The sequence below is a fragment of the Yersinia alsatica genome (assembly GCF_025133195.1).
Lineage (GTDB): Bacteria > Pseudomonadota > Gammaproteobacteria > Enterobacterales > Enterobacteriaceae > Yersinia > Yersinia alsatica.
The window spans coordinates 22,270-41,806 of the sequence record NZ_CP104006.1 but is presented as its reverse complement, the minus strand read 5'-3'; the positions used below and the strand labels follow the sequence as shown (position 1 = coordinate 41,806).

Below are 19,537 nucleotides of genomic sequence, written 5' to 3'. Positions count from 1 at the left end.
CCTCTTAGTTCTGATTCTTTTTGCACATAGGGAAGCCCAGCGCCTCGCGAGAGGCATAATAGGCCTCGGCGACAGCTTTGGTCAGCGTACGAATGCGCAGAATATAGCGCTGACGCTCGGTCACCGAGATGGCTTTACGGGCGTCCAGCAGGTTAAACGTATGGCCCGCTTTCAGAATGCGTTCATAAGCTGGCAGCGGCAGTGGGACTTCCAGTGCCAGTAGCGACTGAGCTTCTTTCTCATACTGCTCAAAGCAGGAGAACAGGAAGTCCACATCGGCATATTCGAAGTTATAGGTGGATTGCTCCACTTCATTCTGATGATAAATATCGCCGTAGGTGGTTTTACCCAGTGGGCCGTCGCACCAGATCAGGTCATAAACACTGTCTACGCCCTGAATGTACATCGCCAAACGTTCCAGACCATAAGTGATCTCGCCGGTGACCGGTTTACATTCCAAACCGCCCACTTGCTGGAAGTAAGTGAACTGAGTCACTTCCATCCCATTGAGCCACACTTCCCAACCCAGACCCCAGGCACCCAATGTTGGGTTTTCCCAGTTATCTTCGACAAAACGAATGTCGTGAATCGTTGGGTCCAGACCCAGCTCTTTCAATGAACCTAAATACAGTTCCTGAATGTTGTCTGGCGAAGGCTTGATGATCACTTGGAACTGATAATAGTGTTGCAAGCGGTTCGGATTCTCACCGTAGCGACCATCGGTCGGACGACGTGAAGGTTGTACATAAGCGGCAGCGATTGGCTCTGGGCCAAGTGCGCGCAGGCAGGTCATTGGGTGGGAGGTACCCGCGCCGACTTCCATGTCCAGTGGTTGAACAATGGTGCAGCCTTGGCGCGCCCAATAGTCCTGTAACGTCAGGATCAGGCCCTGAAAGGTCTTGGTATCAAACTTTTGCATGTTGGATTCGCACGCGATACAAGTGGATTAAAATGGAATGGGTCAGTATACCCGTTGACCGTAAGATATACAGCCAGAATCCGGCAAGATGTATGAATCAGAGTGAATTTGTTGATTAATCGGGTTGATAAAGGGCGAAAATGGGAGAACCAGAACCGCACTCATCAAAGGAGAATAAGCATATTTTCAGCAAAACCTGATGAAATGCGCCCTGATTCTGCTAACGACAATATGCCCTTTCACGGTTATTCCCCGATATTATTCAAGGACTCGGACAACCAATCCAACAGCCCCAGATGATGGGGGGAGCTGCCATGGCAATGTGAGCACAGCCAAGGTAGATGCCCAGACCGAATACACAGATTAAGGGATATCGCAGAATTTTTTGCTTAGTTTGCATAATATACACTCCCATATAAACAGATAACTCGATAAATTCAGATAACCGTGCTAATTCGATCAATTATTGACCAGTTATTATCTGCGTCAAGTTTCTGTCCAAATATAGAATGAGTCGGTTGCTTATCACCGTCCGAACAGCGATTATCCCATGCCATGCATCGCATAAAGGAATGAGTCAGATGGCTATAGAACGTTGTGGCTGGGTCACATCAGATCCACTCTATATTGCTTATCACGATAAAGAATGGGGCATCCCGCAGAGAGATAATCAGGCGCTGTTTGAGATGCTTTGCCTGGAGGGGCAACAAGCCGGGCTTTCATGGATAACCGTGTTGAAAAAACGCGAAAACTACCGCAAGTGTTTCCATAATTTTGATCCGGTACGTGTGGCAAAAATGGGACCTAAAGAGGTAGAAACTCTGGTGTTGGACAGCGGGATTATCCGGCATCGCGGTAAAATTCAGGCCATCATCACGAATGCCCAAGCCTATCTGGCTATGGAGGCTAATGGTGAAGATTTTTCCGAGTTTATCTGGAGCTTTGTTGAGGGCACGCCAAAGGTAAATCATTGGTGGAGTCTGGCCGAAGCCCCTGCGACAACACCGATATCAGACGCTATGTCTAAGGCATTGAAGAAAAAAGGGTTTAAATTTATCGGCTCCACTATTTGCTACGCCTTTATGCAAGCGACCGGGCTGGTGAATGACCATATGTGCAATTGCTTCTGTCATCCGGATAACGCCGATAAATGATTCGCCCAGCCCAGCCGGAAGATTTGGAAGCACTAATGCCATTATGGCTGGCTAGCACGATTGCGGCACATCCTTTTATTACTGAACAATACTGGCGCGAAAGCGCCCCATTGGTGCGGAATACCTATCTTCCGGCGGCGCGCACTTGGGTTTATTTACAACAGAATGAACCACCGGCAACCACCCCTGCGGATAATGCTATCGTTGGGTTTATCAGTATTCTTGAAGAACAACTGGTGGGAGCCTTGTTTGTTGAACCCTCTTTCCACGGCAAAGAAGTGGGCAAACTCTTGATGAATCATGCTCAACAGCATTATAAGGCGCTGACACTGGAGGTTTATCAACGAAACCTCCGTGCTTATCACTTCTATCGTAAGCAAGGTTTTGTCGTTGTCGAGCGAAGCTATAATGCAGAAACTAACAATTTTATTTTAACTATGCAGTGGCTACGTCCGATTTAATTCCTCCTCTGGTTTATTAGCTATGCTGTAAATATTTTAATATCCCTTTCATAAAATATATCTCATCAATCCTACAAAAGAATAAAAAACAAATAAAAGGCTGATTAAAGAACTTATCTCCTTTCTATTCTCTATAGTAGGAATCAAATGACTGATGCTCAAATTCACCTTAACTGAGGGTCGCCTATATAACGCGAGGTTATCATGCATAATAAACTCATTCTACTATTGTCTATTTTACATTTATTACCATCATCATTGGCCTTTTCTGAAACAGAAGGAAGTTTTAATTACATCACGCCACCAATAAATAATAATTATTCTCATTCATATAATTATTCAGAATTTTTTGATGAAGAATTTTTCCCATACCAAGTCAATAATATAGATCCTAATATTAATCACGACAAAATGGATGTTATCGCAAAAAATAATAATTCGCTTAATTGTGAAGGATCGTGCGTAATATTAAGTAAAATGGTTATTCCTTTAGATGACATTTTTCACACGTCGGATATTGATGTTGAGCGACAGAATAAAGTAGCCTTGTTTAGCTTTGAAATAGACAGTAACTCCACGTTTAATTTAAATTTAGAGAACAATGCAGATATTACTATTGATGATAATGAAATACATATTCTTAGTAGTGGCATCGATAGTCAACAAATTAGTCACCCGCTCCATCCAGATACCACATCTATTTCATTTATTTTTGAGATGTCAAATTCTGAATTAAAAATCAATTATATGGAAAGCAACCAACACCAAAAAGGCACACCATCAGCTACCATTACTCTCCACTCAGAACGAACCAGAAATCTAAATACACTTCCCAATCTGGTTATTTATAATAATATTCTCAATGGGCCTTTAATAATGAGCCATCATCTAATGGTCAGGATGAGCGCTGACCATAGAACAAAACGGGGTACTGCGGGTATCATCGGTTGCCTATTGTCCGGCCCTTTAGCTCTTTATAATGTTGTGGTACATGGGCGGTGTAATCAGGTGGAATCAGCCTGGGCCAGTATTAAGTCATTTTTCAGTGGTGAAGATAAAGCAAAAATGCAGTTGGTTGCAGGTTCAGCAACTGCCTTAAAACCCAAGCCGCTCACAGAAAAACCGGCTAATACATGGGTATTAACCCAGTTAGATTTGCCGTCCTTGCACCAACAAAGCTTAACCCTCCCCGCGGTTGCCAATACTTGTCATATCCCATTGGATAATTTAATTAGCAGCCGCTTTCCTCGTCAGGTAGATGGGCCGGCCTGCGGTTCTTGGCTATCACGTTTATTAGCTGACTTCACTTTATTGTTTGGCGGCAGTTTGCGTGACTGGTCCATGGAACACTTACGTCGAGTGCTGGATAGCGCTATTGATTCAGATAACACAGGGTATGCAGTTATTGATACGGCAACCGAGCGCCGTTTGCTTCAAGGTATTAGAAGAGGTGTGCGAGAACTTGGGCGAACAGAGGCCATCAATCAAATAACGGGTTCATTCCATTATGCAGAGAGTGCACTCGCCCACTATTATCTACGCACCCATGGCGAAAATACTCCCCCCTCGGCGGCTCAAAACTTGCCTTTAGGGCACTATGTGCTGTCCCTTGATAGCTATATTCCCAGCACCGAACCTGTGCGTATTCGTAGAAATGGCGAATGGGAAACATCTAACACATTAGCCTTTCAGGTTGAGATTATTTTCGGGGAAGATCAACAAAGGGAACTGCACGCAGCATCCCTTGACGTTATTAATGAATGGTACGAAAAATATTACTCTCTATCCTATGGTGCAATGTTAATTCAGGATGAACAAACTCATAAAGAAACCAGAATACCGATTACCGCCAGTGACAGAATAATTTATGCTGCGCGCATTGCTAGCGACTCACTGAAAACACATCTTGAAAATAAAACGCCTAGTTTTTTATTTGTCATTGTTAAAGTTGATGGCGAGATTATCCATATGTTAGAGGCGGTAAAATATACAGTTAATGATGAAGAGCAAGAAGGTCATTATTATCTGGCAAATTTTCTTACCAAACCTCAATTTATTATAGATACTGAGGCGGAAGGGAGTATTCGTGGTGCTGGCACTGCGGCAGTTCATGGGTTAGCCAGTTATCTTAAAAGTAAAGGAGTTAAATACATACATTCTGATGTCATCTCTCACCCTTCTGCCAGAGTGAAAGCAAAACTGGGCTTTGAACATGATGAGCTTTAAATAGTTATATTTAAATACATTATGGAGTTAATATGAATAAATTATTATTATCTTTATTCACTATAATATACTCAGCAAACATCAATGCTATTGTAGACTTATCTAATAGATCAATAGAGGAACTAATCCATTTATCAGGAAAAAAGCACCTTCCGGCATGTTTCTACTCTGAAGATAATTTTCAAGGTGAATATTTTTGTTTACTTGCGCCGGAAAAAATAGATCTCTACAATATAGAGGATAAACACTTTAATGATACAATCGCTTCAATCAGTATCCCCAATAGAGTACAAGTCACCATTTATAAAAACGACAACTTTAATTCACCTCATTATAATTTAACAGAATCAATCAATTTAGCAGGACTAGAAAAAATAAACATGCTCGGAAGTATTAGCTCAATCGAGGCTCTTGATTCCCCTAGTTTTTGTGAGCAACACTGTGTTGTCATGAAAGAAAACAAAATTGTGCTAACGGATTTTTTTAGTCAATACCCTGCTATATTTGGCAATGTAAATAACATTGTATTAATGAATTTTGATATCAATAATGAAAGTAATTTTAGTGTAGGGTTTATTACTTCACCACAGGTTGTTGTGATTGGGAAAGATCTATTTATTTATATCACAAAGAATGATAACCCTATTAACATGAGATTAAATGACAATACGGATAATTTATCTTTAGTATTTAAAGTAGATAATAATAAAGTACAACTTCAATATCTTGAAGCTAAGGGTACTAGACCACTCAATACCCCATTTTGGATTAATACTAAGTATTCATCTGAAGATTCCGCAGAGTTATATATTACCAATGGAATTTCCGATAATGAGCAAGGCCTACCACCAGAAGACATCTCCCCTTTAATATTGAATAAAACGATAATGGCTATCAATAAACACTCTCATCGCGACAAGCGAGGAGCATTGGGGATCGCTGGCTGCATCGGTATCCCTCTGCTGGCAATCTATAATTATGTGGTTCATGGACGCTGTAATCAGCTCGATAAACTGGTGGGAATAAACGAATTTTCCCACCACGATGGTGTAGGGAAAACACTGGTTATCGCAGGGACAGCAACCCCATTATCCATTCCTGAACACAATCCCAGACCCCCATTAGAGAGTCGCCCTCCACCGAGCTTGGTATTAACCCATCTTGATACAAACCTGCATAATCAGGCACTCACCTTACCGGCGGCGGCAAAAGCCTGTAAAACCTCAATAGAAAATATCCTTGCCGCTCGCTATCCACGCCAAACACAGCCATCAAAATTACATTGTGGCCGTTGGGTTTCCGAGGTTATGGCCGATTTTGTACTGTTATTTGGTTCACAACTCCGCGTCTGGACAACCGATTATTTCCGTCAGATGGTCACCGGTATTCTCAATAGCGGAAATATTGAACTTCCTGCATTTGATGCCCATTATCAGCAAATAGCCACTACCGCCATAGAGCAGTACCCTGATGTAGTCGAACGTTTAATAACCAATATTCAATCACAGAATATTACCCAAGAGGATACCTCCCATATTATCCGACCACTCATCCAAGCTTTTAATCGCACCCAAATGAATGCTGCCAATTATCTGTTGCAGAGCAGCAGCACTCGCCCGGTAGCCTCACCCACTCAAGCTCAATCATTACCACTGGGTCACTATGAATTGTTATTAACTCATTTTGTCTATCAAGAAGTTTTTCCTCGCGTATTACATAACGGGGAATGGATAACATCCGATAGCGAGTTTGAAATACAAATCATTGACGATATTAGTACTATAACAGCCGAGGCCCATGCTTATTTACACACAACATTAGAGGAGTGGAATCATATCTATAGAACACATCGTATAGAAAGCAATAGAGAGCGAGATAGCGCTTCTCAGGCGGGATGTAGTACTGCATCACTGTGCCTTACGCCGAGAGATGAAATTATCCATGCAGGGATTTCACTGAGTTATAGCATGCTGGCTGACCTTGAAAATCTGCCCATTGAGCCAAACAATCACTGGGTCATTGTGCGTTACAACCACCAGATTATTAGCTTATTAATGGCTGATAGTGATTATGACGAAAGTAGCGACTATGGCGCAGGCTCTGTTGAAATTGCAGCGTCATTAACCACACCCAATTATGTACTTAACCCGGAAAGAGAAGGAACAATAAGGGGAGCCAGCACCGCTGCTTTTATGGCTTTAGCACGACATTTGAAAGAAAAAGGAAAAACAAAGCTATTTTCTGAAGTTATCACTCAACCATCAGCCAGGGTAAAGCTCAAGCTTGGTTTTTTATATAAAGATGAACCTTAAACTCACAATCCAGCCATGTATCTAGATGAATTCTTATACATGGCTTTCTTTATTCTACTGACACCCGATATACACAACGCCGGGAGCCAGAAAGTATATGCTCAGTTCGCTCAACCGGTGCCTGTAATACCTGACGAAAGACATCCAATTCTGCTCGACAAAAACCTTGGCAGGTTGTGGCGGCGGCACAAATGGGGCAATGATTCTCTATCAGTAATATCGACCCATCGGTCTGAGTGTGGCTCTCTGCCATATAGCCCTCTTGCGACCGAATAGCCACCAGCCTCTTCACCCGTTCATCAATACTCTTAGCGCCTTCCATTGCTAAACAATATTGCTCGCGAGTTTCATGCTCACGGGTGTCGATCAGCATATTCAGTGCTGCTTCACCTAATTTGCTACGGACCATACGCAATAACTGAACCGTTAACTCGCCATGAGCATCAGGAAAACGGCTATATGCGCTATCGGTTAGCTGCCAAAGTTGGATCGGTCGCCCCACACCTTTCGCCTGTGCAACCGCAATAACTAACCCTTCTTTGGCTAATTTTACAAATTGTTGGCGTGCAGCCTCCCCTGTTGTCCCCAGAATCTTACCCGCATCTGTGGCCTGCAATGGGCCGCGAGTTTTCAGTAACAGAAGCAGCCGTTCAGCAACAGATTGCGGCTGACTGGTTGAATGATCGATATTCATACCTTCCCCAGTGTCGTTAGTGCGTTTTTATATTTCCGATGAATTATTGCTAGCATAACATTTAACAAGCATATACTTGACTTATTGTTGGTAACTGGCCTAACTTATTCCAAGAATTTACTTGTTTAACTTTACCGTAACAACAATCTCAACTCAATAACCAGATTTCTGGCAGGATGGAAACGTGATAATGAATGATGCAAGCCGATGGAGTGATTTGTTCTCCGGTAAAAATGCGGCTTTTGCTATAGCCCTATCGGGTGGTGTGGTGTTACATGCCATCAATATCTATATCGCCACCACCATTTTGCCCTCCGTGGTGCTAGAGATTAATGGCCTGAATCTGTACGCCTGGAATACCACCCTGTTCGTTACCGCTTCAATCCTTGGTTCAGCACTTTCAGCTCGATTACTCAGTGGTTACGGTGCTCGCAGCGCATATTTATTTGCCTCACTGACCTTTATGCTGGGCAGTGCTCTCTGCGCCATGGCACCGAATATGCCATTGATGTTAGTTGGCCGCACGGTGCAAGGTTTGGGGGGCGGTTTTCTGTTCGCCCTCTCTTATGCCATGATTAATCTGGTATTTCCGCAATCACTATGGCCCAGGGCGATGGCGCTTATTTCGGGGATGTGGGGTGTGGCAACCCTCATTGGCCCGGCAATTGGCGGTATCTTCGCTGAAATGAACGCCTGGCGTTTTGCTTTTTGGACATTACTGCCAGTCACCCTGATTTATGCCATTTTTACTTGGCGTATCCTGCCAGCAGGCAGATCCAGCACCGCCGTCACCTCAGCCTTGCCGGTGACCCAACTCGTGCTATTAACCGCGATTGTACTGACCATTTCCGCCAGCAGCATTGCCAGTAGCGGCCTGACGAATTTGGTAGGAATGGTGTTAGCCATCTTGCTGCTGGTGCTGTTATTACGCATTGAATCTCGGGCCACGTCGCGGTTACTGCCCAGAGGAGCATTACGGCTTAACTCGCCCTTGGCGGCACTCTATATCACCGTTTCTTTACTGGCGATCGGCATTACTTGCGAGATTTTCGTCCCCTATTTCCTGCAAACGCTGCATGGTCAGTCGCCACTGATTTCAGGGTATATTGCGGCCACTATGGCGGCAGGCTGGACGATTTCAGAAGTCATGAGTGCGGGTTGGAAAAAGTCAGGTATTCGCTGGGCGATTATCAGCGGCCCAATTATTGTGCTGGCGGGGATCGTGGCGCTGTCTATTCTGATGCCAATCAGCTCACTGGGTAGCTGGCAGCAGATGGCACCGATTGCCATTGCACTTACCATGGTTGGCTTTGGTATTGGTTTTGGCTGGCCACACCTGCTAACCCGTATTCTGCAAGTTGCCGCCGAAGAAGATAAAGATATTGCCGGGGCTTCCATTACCACAGTGCAGATGTTTGCTACCGCAGTGGGTGCGGCGATCGCCGGTATGGTGGCGAACCTCTCCGGCCTCAATGAACCCGGGGGTGTCGCCGGCGCAGAAAATACGGCGCACTGGCTCTTCACTCTGTATGCCATTGCACCAGCACTGGCGATTATCACGGCGCTACGTTGCGCGGCGATTCGGTCTCAGGCTCTGTCGGTTAATACTGCGAATTAGAGCAATAAAACTCAGTAAAACTAAAGCACCAACCTGTGAGAGCAAGTTGGTGCTTTCATTAGCTGTAACATTATGAGGGTGATTAGCGCTTGATCACACCGTGGTGATCACTGTTATGCTGGCTTCAGATCTCACCTATCTGGAGATGTAACTTGTGATGAAACCTTCCATTGTACTGTACAAAAGTATTCCCACCGATCTGCACCAACGTTTAGCGCAACATTTTACCGTAAACAGTTTTGATGGTTTAACGCCGGACAATCAGCCCGAACTCTTATCTGCTCTGCAACAGGCTGAGGGTCTTATCGGTTCTGGCGGCAAGATTGACTCGGATTTTTTGCAATTAGCGCCACACTTACGCGCGGCCTCAACCATTTCTGTTGGCTATGATAATTTTGATGTGGATGCCCTGAATCAACGAGGGATTGCATTGATGCACACCCCTACAGTGCTCACCGAAACCGTCGCTGACACCATGATGGCGTTGGTGTTGTCTAGCGCACGTCGCGTGGTTGAGCTGGCAGAGCGAGTGAAAGCCGGTGAGTGGCAAGACAGTGTGGGTGATGACTGGTATGGCGTTGATGTTCATCACAAAACGATTGGTATCCTTGGTATGGGCCGTATTGGCATGGCTCTGGCCCAGCGCGCACACTTTGGTTTTAGTATGCCGGTGTTGTACACCAGCCGCCGCCCACATGAAGAAGCTGAAAAGCGCTTTGGTGCTCGCCGCTGTTCGCTGGATGAGTTACTGGCGGAGGTTGATTTCCTCTGCATTACCTTGCCGATGACCGAGCAGACTTATCATATGATTAGCCGCGAGCAACTGGCTAAAATGAAGTCCAGCGCCATCCTGATCAATGCAGGCCGTGGGCCGGTAGTGGATGAGCAAGCGCTGATTGCCGCCCTGCAAGATGGCACCATTCATGCTGCTGGGCTCGATGTATTTGAGCAAGAACCACTGCCGGTGGATTCGCCATTACTCAAGTTACGCAATGTGGTTGCCGTGCCACATATTGGTTCCGCCACCACCGAAACTCGCTACAACATGGCCGCTTGCGCCGTGGATAACTTGATTGCGGCACTGACCGGCACGGTGACAGAAAACTGTGTCAATCCGCAGGTGTTAAAGAAACAATAAGTTAAAGAAGCAATAAGCTAAAGAAATCCGCCTACTGGCCTGCAAACAGGCCAAATTCTCCTCCTCCACCCACCTCCTCCCTGCAAAAATTGCTCAGGGAGGAGGCTATTTATTCGCCAATCGGCACACTGCTACTGATAAAACTTTATCTGTTCTCAGACCCAAGGAAGATGCGCCATGAAATATTTTGGGCTCCCTTTGCTACTCCTGATACCACCAGCAGCCATGGCGAGCTGGTCACTACAGCATTTCCCGGCATTTACCGAGCAAGACAGCGGGGTTTTTGTTAGCAGCAGCGCCCTCACTAAAGGTGAATATCCCCTCAAGTTTTATCAAGGTAAACAGTGCTGGCAGCCCACCGGCCCCGTGAAACTGAATCAGACATTTTCACTACAACCTTGTCAGAATCAGGCCGACATTCAATGGCGACTGTTTCGTGATGGGCAATATCAGGCGCGGATTGATACTCGCAGCGGCACCCCAACACTCACCTTAAATATCAAAGAGCCGGTCGCCGAAGCCGTCAGTGTCGTGACACACAGTTGTCAGCGCTGGGATGGCAAACCCGTGACGATTGATGTGAGCAAAACCTTCGCTGAAGGTGAAATGGTGCGGGATTTCTATTCCGGCCAAATAACCAAAGTTTCCCTCGGTAAAATCACGCTCCAACCCAACCCGGAGAGTGGTGGCTTACTGATGCTGGAATCAGCGCAAACCCAGCAAGCGGCCCCATTCAGTTGGCAGAATGCCACGGTCTATTTCGCACTGACTGATCGCTTCAAAAATGGTAACCCGGCGAATGACCACAGCTATGGCCGCCATGGTGATGGAATGCAAGAAATCGGCACTTTCCATGGTGGTGATCTCGCCGGTCTGACTGAAAAACTTGATTATCTGCAACAGCTTGGCGTCAATGCGCTGTGGATAAGCTCGCCGCTGGAGCAAATTCACGGCTGGGTGGGCGGCGGCACCAAAGGTGATTTCCCCCATTATGCTTACCACGGCTATTACGGGCTGGATTGGACGCGCCTGGATGCCAATATGGGCACCGAGCAAGATCTGCATAAGCTGGTTGAACAGGCCCATAAACGCGGTATCCGCATTCTATTTGATGTCGTAATGAATCATGTCGGATACGCCACTCTGGCTGATATGCAGAGTGATCAGTTTGGCGCACTTTATCTACAGGGCGATCAATTAGAAAAAACACTGGGTAAAAACTGGACCGACTGGACGCCGGGCAAAGGGCAGACTTGGCATAGTTTCAATGATTATATTAATTTTGGTGATAAAGCAGCATGGGACAACTGGTGGGGCAAGAAGTGGATCCGCACCGATATTGGCGATTATGACGCTCCCGGTTATGACGATCTGACCATGTCACTGGCTTTCCTGCCTGACATTAAAACAGAATCAACCCAACCCAGTGGATTGCCGGTGTTTTATCGCAATAAGCCGGATACTGCGGCACGGGAGATCCCCGGCGCGACACCGCGTGATTACCTCACACAGTGGTTAAGTCAATGGGTTCGCGATTATGGTATTGACGGTTTTCGGGTTGATACCGCCAAACATGTCGAGAAACCCGCCTGGCAACAACTTAAGCAGCAATCCACCGCCGCACTGGCCGCCTGGAAAGCCGCTCACCCTGATCAGGCACTGGATAACTTACCGTTCTGGATGACCGGAGAGGCTTGGGGCCATGGGGTAATGAAGAGTGATTACTACCAAAATGGCTTCGATGCCATGATTAACTTTGATTTTCAGGATCAAGCAAAACAGGCGCTAAAATGCTTCTCATCCATTGACGGCACTTATCAGCAAATGGCAGATAAACTGCAAGGTTTCAATGTGTTGAGCTACATTTCATCTCATGACACTCGGCTGTTTTTTAAAGATGATGCACAAGAGTCTTTAGTGAAGCAGCAGCGAGCGGGTGATCTGCTGCTATTGGCTCCGGGAGCCGTGCAAATCTTCTATGGTGATGAAAGTGGGCGAGAATTTGGCCCGACCGGCTCAGACCCATTGCAAGGTACGCGTTCAGATATGAACTGGAATGAGCTGTCAGGCGCCAAAGGCGAGTTATTGGCACATTGGCAAAAAGTCAGCCAGTTCCGAGCTCGTCATCCCGCCATTGGGGCTGGAGTGCAACAATCTCAACAAACTGCTGATTACTATGCCTTTAGTCGTCAACATCAGGGCGATAAAGTGTTGGTCGTTTGGGTCGGAGACAAAAAAGAGTAATCTAGTGTATTATTCCGTAATAACTCTTCCTGCCGATATTTTTACGCGGCGGGAAGAAATCTTTCCGCATTGCACCCGCTTTTATCTGCGAGTATGGTACTTGTTCACTTACGGATAACAATAAATTTTCATCTATGAAGTTTTCACTTTTCGGCGACAAATTTACCCGCTACGCGGGCATTACCAGACTGATGGACGACCTCAATGACGGCCTGAGAACCCCCGGTTCTATCATGCTCGGCGGCGGTAATCCGGCACATATCCCAGAGATGGATGCTTACTTCCAACAACTGTGTCAGGAGATGCTGGAGCGCGGGCAGTTGACCGAGGCGTTGTGCAATTATGACGGGCCGCAGGGCAAAGATTTGCTGCTAAAAGCGCTGGCAAAAATGCTGCGTGATGAGCTGGGTTGGCAAATTGAGCCACAGAACATTGCACTGACAAATGGCAGTCAAAGTGCATTTTTCTACTTATTTAATTTATTCGCTGGTCGCTATGCAGATGGTAGCCGCCGTCGGGTATTGTTCCCACTGGCTCCAGAGTATCTCGGTTACGCCGATGCAGGTCTGGATGAGGATTTATTTGTCTCTGCCAAACCTAATATTGAGTTGCTGCCGGAAGGCCAATTCAAATATCACGTCGATTTTGAGCACCTCAATATTACCGACGATATTGGTCTGATCTGCGTTTCCCGGCCGACCAACCCGACCGGTAATGTCATTACTGACGAAGAGTTAATCCGCCTTGATGCTATTGCTCAACAGCGAGATATTCCGCTATTGATTGATAACGCTTATGGTGTGCCTTTCCCCGGTATCATCTTCACCGATGCAACTCCGCTGTGGAACCCGAATATTATCCTGTGCATGAGTTTGTCGAAACTTGGCCTACCGGGCTCGCGCTGCGGGATTGTGATAGCCGATGAAAAAGTGATTTCAGCCATCACCAATATGAACGGTATTATTAGTTTGTCGCCGGGCAGTATGGGGCCAGCTATCGCCGCCGAAATGATTGAGCGTGGTGATTTATTACGTCTATCTAACGAGGTTATCCGGCCGTTCTATTTTGAACGAGTACAGCAGACTATCGCCATTTTACGCAAATATCTGCCGCCGGAGCGTTGCCTGATCCACAAGCCAGAGGGGGCCATCTTCCTGTGGTTATGGTTTAAAGATTTGCCCATTAGCACTGAACTGCTCTATCAGCGCCTGAAAAAACGCGGCGTGTTGATGGTGCCAGGCCACTACTTCTTCCCCGGTCTGGGATATGACTGGCCACATACCCATCAATGTATGCGGATGAACTATGTGCCGGAACCCGAGCAAATAGAAAAAGGCGTGGCGATTCTGGCTGAAGAGATTGAGCTGGCGTTTCAGGAAGCGAAGTAATTTCTGGGAAATGATCAGAACATACTCAAAGTAATTGGAGTTGCAGGTAGGCAGCCAGCTAACGCATCCCGATGAGCTTACTCAAGTAAGTGATTCGGGTAAGTGAGCGCAGCTAACCCCCTGCAACTTCAAGTACGAAGAGCATGAGTTACATAGTGGTCCAAAACAGCACCGCCAAAATCTGCGGCGACATTATGCGTAAGAACATCGCCAGCGGGTACACCGTGGCATAAGACAACGCTGCCGCACCGCTGGTCGGGTGCAGACCATTAGCAAAGGCCAGCGCCGGTGGATCAGTCATTGAACCGGCGAGCATGCCACACAAGGTCAGGTAGTTCATCTTGACCAACATGCGCGCCAGAATCCCCACCGTCAGCAACGGAATCCCGGTTATCATCGCACCGTAGCCAATCCATGCCAGCCCATCGCCATTAACCAGTGTATTGATAAAGTCACCGCCAGACTTCAGCCCGACCACCGACAAGAACAGCACAATCCCCAGTTCACGCAAAGCCAGGTTGGCGCTCGGTGGCATAAACCAATACAGCTTCCCGATGCTGCCGATACGGCCAAGGATGAGAGCCACCACTAGCGGGCCACCAGCCAAGCCTAAACGCAATGCCGCAGGGAACCCCGGAATAAACAGAGGTATTGACCCTAACAACACCCCCAATCCGACACCGATGAAAACCGGTAACATTTGCACTTGTTGCAGTTTCTGTTGTGCGTTACCCACAACCGCAGAGACCGCCTCGATAGCCTCTGGGCGTCCCACCAAATTAAGGATGTCACCGAATTGCAGACTGGCGCTGTTACTGGCAACCAGCTCAATACCGGCACGGTTTAAGCGGGTGATAGCCACGTCATATTTCTGTTTCAGATTAAGGTCACGGATTTTCTTACCCAACACCGCCTCGTTGGTCACGACCACGCGAGCTGTTTGCAATGCCGTGCCAGCGGTAGACAATGTGACATCCACCTCTTCCCCCACCACCAGCCGTACTTTTTCCAAGGCTTCGCGCTGGCCCACTAAATGCAGATAATCCCCCAGCTCAATCACCGTGGCGGACAGCGGCACCATCAGCAAATCACCTCGTTTCAAGCGAGAGCAGACGACTTCATCACTGTTAAGCAATGGCACATCCTGTACTGATAAGCCGTGTAGGTTGGGGTTACGCACTGCCACGTTCATGGTCTGGAGCAACTCACGATTTTGCCCGTGGCTGCTATCAAAATCTTTCGCTTCACGATCGACGTTGATTTTAAAGAATAAACGGATCAGCCACATCACCAGCAAAATACCGCAAATACCGAATGGGTAAGCCATGGCATAGCCCATACCCATTTGGCTGACCAGCTGTGGTGGCGAGCCTAAATCAGTGAGGATTTGCTGTGCCGCCCCGAGTGCCGGGGTGTTGGTGACCGCCCCTGAGAATACTCCCAGAATGATGGGCAGCGGTACGGCAAACAGTTTATGGATAATCGCTGTCACTAACCCGCCAACAATCACCATCAAAATAGCAAAGCAGTTAAGTCGCAGCCCCGATACCCGCAGTGAGGAGAAGAACCCCGGCCCCACCTGAATACCGATAGTGTAAACAAACAGAATCAGACCAAATTCCTGAATGAAATGCAGCATGTCCCCGTTGAGAACCAACTGATAGGTTTGTGCAAAATGGCCAACAATAATGCCGCCAAAGAGCACCCCGCCGATACCTAACCCCACGCCATAAACTTTCCAATTACCGATCCATAACCCCAATACGGCGACTAGCGCCAACATACTGACGGTAAGGGCGATAGCACTCATAAATCACTTCCTTGCCTAAGTTTAAAAACCGGTCGGCCATGTGGAATATCACCCATGTCACACACAGCCTTAAATTCTTACAATTAGTAAGGATTCTGTCAGAAGGGGGGGCAATTGAATGTGGGATGCACCACAAAACGCACCGGAGAGCGGGGAATCTCTCCGGTGAAAAAAATAACAGATAAAAAGCATGATGCTAAAGGACACAACAAGGAGAGGGTAATACCGACCGACACCCCGGTGAGAGGTGCCGGTCATCATAATTACTGCTGTTCAGTTGCAGCCTGGTTTTCTAATACCTGGTGCTCTTGAGGTGCAGCACTGCCGATACTAATGCGCTGTGGTTGCAGCGCTTCTGGCACCTGGCGCAACAGATCAATGTGCAGCAGGCCATTTTCAAATTGAGCATTATCGACATTCAGATGCTCAGCCAGAGTAAAGGTCAATGAGAACTCTTTGCGAACCAGACCTTGATGCAGGTATTCAACCTGTTTTTCCACTGGTGTTGGCTTGCCGCGAACAGTCAAACGCGGGCCTTCAACTTCAATATCCAGTTCGCTCTGTTTAAAACCAGCCAATGCCAATGAGATGCGATAGTGGTTATCGTCAGTTTTCTCAATATTGTATGGAGGGAACCCCTGAGAATCCTGACCGCCTTGCATTGAGCTAGCTAATTTATCAAAACCAATCCACTGACGAAGCAAAGGTGACAAATCATAATTACGCATATATAACTCCTTCTTTGAAGCGAGATATTGCCGTTATCTTTCAAGTTGCGGAGTGTTGACTGTCTTCCCACATCTTGAAATCTATTAGGCATAACATAATAAACAGTCACGAATTTTCGATATAAATAACCCTAACGCAAAATACTGACGTTATATTATTTCTCACTATCGATTCGCGACCGGTCGGCCCCCGACTACGGCAGGCCGAACTCTGTGTTAATAATGCAAATAACTCACACTATTAAGTAAATTACTTAATTTCAATACGACGTGGTTTTAAACTTTCAGGTACTAACCGCTCAAGATCGATATACAGTAAACCATTCACTAAGTTGGCACCTTTGATTTTAATGTGCTCCGCCAACTGGAATTTCCGCTCGAAATTGCGTTCAGCGATACCTTGATATAAATAGGTTTTCTGTGCCGGCTCACTGGTATGAGAACCACGAACAATCAACAGGTTATCTTGTGTTACGATTTCCAGTTCCTGCTCTGCAAAGCCTGCCACCGCGATAGCAATGCGGTAGTTGTTTTCGTCGACTAATTCGACGTTATAGGGAGGATAACCGCCATTGCTTTGGTTCTGGCCGGATTCTAATAGATTGAACAACCGGTCGAAACCGATAGCTGAACGATATAGTGGTGCAAGCTCGGAATTACGCATAAAACTGCCTCCTAAATATATTAGCAAGGGTGTTATCATATTTTCTATTAAGCCTTCCACCATGGACAGGCTCGTGGTCTGAATACCCTGTCGGCGTATTCTCTCTGACCTACTAATAAAATGGGACCGGTCTTCTTCTTTTCAAGAGCAAAATCAAAAAAATTTTTGCGGGAAAAATCTCAATCAGACGTTTATTAATCTAATTATTCGATAAATGCTTTGCTATAACTTACACTTAAGACGATTTACGCCACAAGATTGAATCTTTAACCATAGGAACTGTCTGTAAGGTAGTGTAAAAAACCATGTCAAAACCTGATATTGGTGGCGTATTAACCTGTGTAACCTGTTTATCAATATTGGCCCAATCGCGTGAAAATCAACCGGTATGATGAGAGCTGAATAAAATAATGAAAAATACAGTTATCCCTTTTGTTACCGGCTGCTCGCTGCTTTTATCCAGCGGGTGCTCCAGTATTATGACGCACACCAGCAGCAGCCAGGGTTATTACTCGGGTACTGAAGCTAATGTGGCTATGCTTAAAGATGACAATACCGGCTGGGCTCTGCGCCCTCTGCTGGCGGTAGACCTGCCTTTCTCTGCGGTGATGGATACCTTGCTGTTGCCGTATGATTATTTGCGGTCTGACAGTGACGACAAAATGGCCAATTCACCGCGTGAGCGCGTTCGCCAATCTGAAGCTGAAAATCAGACGGCAACGGCTCCACCACAATAACCCATGCCCTTCTCAGTTAAATTCGCAGCGCTCTTACCGGTGTAAAAGCGCTAGCTGCTCACTCAGGCACATTTACGGTAAAGATTTGAGTAAATCCGTCTATTTCCCGCATGAATGCAATTTGAGTTCCATCCGGTGAAAATACCACTGCATCCGCCAATGGTGCCACAGCACTTCGCGCAGTTAACCGCTGTAATTGCCCGGTTGTGCTATCACACAGCATCACCGTGTTATCACTAACAAATGCCAAACAATGACCTTGTGGATGCCAACTAAAAGCCGATTGAATCCCCTGCTCAGTAAATGTTAGCTGCCGTGGTTCCCCCCCATTGGGTGAAACCAACCACATCTGCACTATGCCGCTATCATCTTTCATCAGACAAGCAATGGCACTGCCGTCGGGTGATGCGCGCAGCCAGTGACGTGGGCTAGTGGCAAGGCCGGGGAAGCGCCGCTCGGCAGTAAAGGTTATTCGCCGCTGACTGACCCCGATAGGTGGGCCTGGTAAAGTGGTTTTCGTCCCCTCCAGAGGTTGCGCGCCAGCTCGGGCATAATCCCTATCATGCTCAGGTAAATCAACAAGATAGATTTCCGGGATTTTCTCGCCCTGAGCCGAAAGTGTATCGCCAATAAATGCCAACGCCCAACGCTGGCGGCTGCCATCTGCTTTCACATAACCCTGGGTTCCCACCCATCCCTCTTCATAAGCACGGTTTATCTGGTCACTGCCCGCCTGTGGCGTAGGTGTAGTGCGAGTGACTAACACACAGAAATGACTGCCATCATATTCACGAGGATGTTGTTTGGGAGGATTAACACCATGCAAAGGCACGGCCACGCCAACATTGCGGCAATCCAGAGCTGGATCTCGCTCATGTAATACATGGTCGTTATAGGTGAAGCTTAAGCGGCTGCCATCGGGGCTGAAAACATGTACATGGCTGCCGCCGCGTAATGCTCCGGCAGTATAAGGTGCGCTGATATCCATAGCATCCAGTGTTACCGCCAGTTCCCTGTCCGGTTCAGTGACAATCACACCACGGCGGTGATGAAAATCATAATGCCAGTGGCTATCCGGATGTTCGGGGCCGTGGATAAATACATAGCGCGCAGGCTCGTCAGGGCTCACCGTCACCACACCAACATGGGCACCATGCTGAGCACGATAGATAACTTCAATCTCACGGGTTATACAATTAACCCGCTCAATGGTTAACCCACTAAATGTACTGCCATTGGGCCGCACATCATATGCCAGCCATTGACTGTCCGGCGTCCAGACATTGATGTTAGTGAGCTGATGACCTCTGGGAGCAAAGGTGAGCTGCTGTTGGTGAAAGAAAATCTCTTTCTGATTGGTCATCCGGTCTCCGGTGATGCAACAAGCCAAATAATTTAGCTAAATTATATCACCAACCCATCCGCTGCATGCCGCTGTCATCTA

The 19,537-nt window shown here is 46.8% G+C and carries 15 protein-coding genes; 9 read left to right on the top strand and 6 right to left on the bottom strand.

Going from position 1 to position 19,537, the window contains the following annotated elements; all coding sequences use genetic code 11:
* Nucleotides 1-4: 4 nt before the first annotated feature.
* Complete coding sequence (glyQ, locus tag N0H69_RS00175) at nucleotides 5-919, bottom strand: glycine--tRNA ligase subunit alpha (RefSeq protein ID WP_050099397.1); 915 nt, start codon at nucleotides 917-919, stop codon at nucleotides 5-7.
* 581 nt (nucleotides 920-1,500) lie between these two features.
* Here glyQ and N0H69_RS00170 point away from each other — a divergent pair.
* The 4 genes from N0H69_RS00170 (at nucleotide 1,501) to N0H69_RS00155 (ending at nucleotide 7,072) form a co-directional block, all read left to right on the top strand.
* Complete coding sequence (locus tag N0H69_RS00170; RefSeq protein ID WP_050123830.1) at nucleotides 1,501-2,073, top strand: DNA-3-methyladenine glycosylase I; 573 nt, start codon at nucleotides 1,501-1,503, stop codon at nucleotides 2,071-2,073.
* Complete coding sequence (locus tag N0H69_RS00165) at nucleotides 2,070-2,534, top strand: N-acetyltransferase (protein ID WP_050123831.1); 465 nt, start codon at nucleotides 2,070-2,072, stop codon at nucleotides 2,532-2,534. Before N0H69_RS00170 ends, N0H69_RS00165 begins: the two co-directional genes overlap by 4 nt.
* 204 nt (nucleotides 2,535-2,738) lie before the next feature.
* Complete coding sequence (locus N0H69_RS00160) at nucleotides 2,739-4,760, top strand: GNAT family N-acetyltransferase (RefSeq protein ID WP_050151863.1); 2,022 nt, start codon at nucleotides 2,739-2,741, stop codon at nucleotides 4,758-4,760.
* 32 nt (nucleotides 4,761-4,792) lie between these two features.
* Complete coding sequence (locus N0H69_RS00155; protein ID WP_072077636.1) at nucleotides 4,793-7,072, top strand: peptidase inhibitor family I36 protein; 2,280 nt, start codon at nucleotides 4,793-4,795, stop codon at nucleotides 7,070-7,072.
* 49 nt (nucleotides 7,073-7,121) lie between these two features.
* Here N0H69_RS00155 and N0H69_RS00150 read toward each other — a convergent pair whose 3' ends face one another.
* A complete protein-coding gene (locus N0H69_RS00150; protein WP_050109251.1) occupies nucleotides 7,122-7,766 on the bottom strand; it encodes a helix-turn-helix transcriptional regulator in 645 nt (214 codons plus the stop codon).
* A 190-nt stretch (nucleotides 7,767-7,956) separates the two neighbouring features.
* Between N0H69_RS00150 and N0H69_RS00145 the strand changes: the two genes are divergently transcribed.
* The 4 genes from N0H69_RS00145 to N0H69_RS00130 all read left to right on the top strand — a co-directional run bounded on the left by N0H69_RS00145 (nucleotide 7,957) and on the right by N0H69_RS00130 (nucleotide 14,154).
* Complete coding sequence (locus tag N0H69_RS00145) at nucleotides 7,957-9,384, top strand: MFS transporter (RefSeq protein WP_050109252.1); 1,428 nt, start codon at nucleotides 7,957-7,959, stop codon at nucleotides 9,382-9,384.
* A 157-nt stretch (nucleotides 9,385-9,541) separates the two neighbouring features.
* Nucleotides 9,542-10,522, top strand: a complete 981-nt coding sequence (ghrB, locus tag N0H69_RS00140) for a glyoxylate/hydroxypyruvate reductase GhrB (RefSeq protein ID WP_050135196.1) — start codon at nucleotides 9,542-9,544, stop codon at nucleotides 10,520-10,522.
* Between the two features lie 177 nt (nucleotides 10,523-10,699).
* Entirely contained in the window at nucleotides 10,700-12,766 is a 2,067-nt protein-coding gene (locus tag N0H69_RS00135) for an alpha-amylase (RefSeq protein WP_050151861.1), read from the top strand.
* A gap of 134 nt (nucleotides 12,767-12,900) precedes the next feature.
* Complete coding sequence (locus tag N0H69_RS00130) at nucleotides 12,901-14,154, top strand: valine--pyruvate transaminase (protein WP_050109257.1); 1,254 nt, start codon at nucleotides 12,901-12,903, stop codon at nucleotides 14,152-14,154.
* Between the two features lie 148 nt (nucleotides 14,155-14,302).
* Here the strand turns inward: N0H69_RS00130 and N0H69_RS00125 are convergent, their stop codons facing one another.
* From N0H69_RS00125 to ibpA, 3 genes are all read right to left on the bottom strand, one after another.
* Nucleotides 14,303-15,964, bottom strand: coding sequence for a putative transporter (locus N0H69_RS00125; RefSeq protein WP_050109258.1), 1,662 nt, complete (start codon nucleotides 15,962-15,964; stop codon nucleotides 14,303-14,305).
* Nucleotides 15,965-16,227: 263 nt separating this feature from the next.
* Nucleotides 16,228-16,692, bottom strand: a complete 465-nt coding sequence (gene ibpB, locus N0H69_RS00120) for a small heat shock chaperone IbpB (RefSeq protein ID WP_050109259.1) — start codon at nucleotides 16,690-16,692, stop codon at nucleotides 16,228-16,230.
* Between the two features lie 250 nt (nucleotides 16,693-16,942).
* Nucleotides 16,943-17,356, bottom strand: a complete 414-nt coding sequence (gene ibpA, locus N0H69_RS00115; RefSeq protein WP_050109260.1) for a small heat shock chaperone IbpA — start codon at nucleotides 17,354-17,356, stop codon at nucleotides 16,943-16,945.
* A gap of 410 nt (nucleotides 17,357-17,766) precedes the next feature.
* Between ibpA and N0H69_RS00110 the strand changes: the two genes are divergently transcribed.
* Entirely contained in the window at nucleotides 17,767-18,093 is a 327-nt protein-coding gene (locus N0H69_RS00110; protein ID WP_050109261.1) for a YceK/YidQ family lipoprotein, read from the top strand.
* Nucleotides 18,094-18,151: 58 nt separating this feature from the next.
* Here N0H69_RS00110 and N0H69_RS00105 read toward each other — a convergent pair whose 3' ends face one another.
* Nucleotides 18,152-19,456, bottom strand: a complete 1,305-nt coding sequence (locus tag N0H69_RS00105; RefSeq protein ID WP_050151859.1) for a YidR family protein — start codon at nucleotides 19,454-19,456, stop codon at nucleotides 18,152-18,154.
* Nucleotides 19,457-19,537: the final 81 nt, after the last annotated feature.

Bases quoted from the DNA above. Each gene is read 5' to 3' on its own strand.
- N0H69_RS00160 (WP_050151863.1), top strand. From the start codon at position 2,739: ATGCATAATAAACTCATTCTACTATTGTCTATTTTACATTTATTACCA.
- N0H69_RS00145 (WP_050109252.1), top strand. From the start codon at position 7,957: ATGAATGATGCAAGCCGATGGAGTGATTTGTTCTCCGGTAAAAATGCG.
- N0H69_RS00130 (WP_050109257.1), top strand. From the start codon at position 12,901: ATGAAGTTTTCACTTTTCGGCGACAAATTTACCCGCTACGCGGGCATT.
- N0H69_RS00135 (WP_050151861.1), top strand. From the start codon at position 10,700: ATGAAATATTTTGGGCTCCCTTTGCTACTCCTGATACCACCAGCAGCC.
- N0H69_RS00170 (WP_050123830.1), top strand. From the start codon at position 1,501: ATGGCTATAGAACGTTGTGGCTGGGTCACATCAGATCCACTCTATATT.
- N0H69_RS00155 (WP_072077636.1), top strand. From the start codon at position 4,793: ATGAATAAATTATTATTATCTTTATTCACTATAATATACTCAGCAAAC.
- N0H69_RS00110 (WP_050109261.1), top strand. From the start codon at position 17,767: ATGAAAAATACAGTTATCCCTTTTGTTACCGGCTGCTCGCTGCTTTTA.
- ibpB (WP_050109259.1), bottom strand. From the start codon at position 16,692: ATGCGTAATTATGATTTGTCACCTTTGCTTCGTCAGTGGATTGGTTTT.
- N0H69_RS00105 (WP_050151859.1), bottom strand. From the start codon at position 19,456: ATGACCAATCAGAAAGAGATTTTCTTTCACCAACAGCAGCTCACCTTT.
- N0H69_RS00150 (WP_050109251.1), bottom strand. From the start codon at position 7,766: ATGAATATCGATCATTCAACCAGTCAGCCGCAATCTGTTGCTGAACGG.
- N0H69_RS00125 (WP_050109258.1), bottom strand. From the start codon at position 15,964: ATGAGTGCTATCGCCCTTACCGTCAGTATGTTGGCGCTAGTCGCCGTA.
- glyQ (WP_050099397.1), bottom strand. From the start codon at position 919: ATGCAAAAGTTTGATACCAAGACCTTTCAGGGCCTGATCCTGACGTTA.
- ibpA (WP_050109260.1), bottom strand. From the start codon at position 17,356: ATGCGTAATTCCGAGCTTGCACCACTATATCGTTCAGCTATCGGTTTC.
- ghrB (WP_050135196.1), top strand. From the start codon at position 9,542: ATGAAACCTTCCATTGTACTGTACAAAAGTATTCCCACCGATCTGCAC.
- N0H69_RS00165 (WP_050123831.1), top strand. From the start codon at position 2,070: ATGATTCGCCCAGCCCAGCCGGAAGATTTGGAAGCACTAATGCCATTA.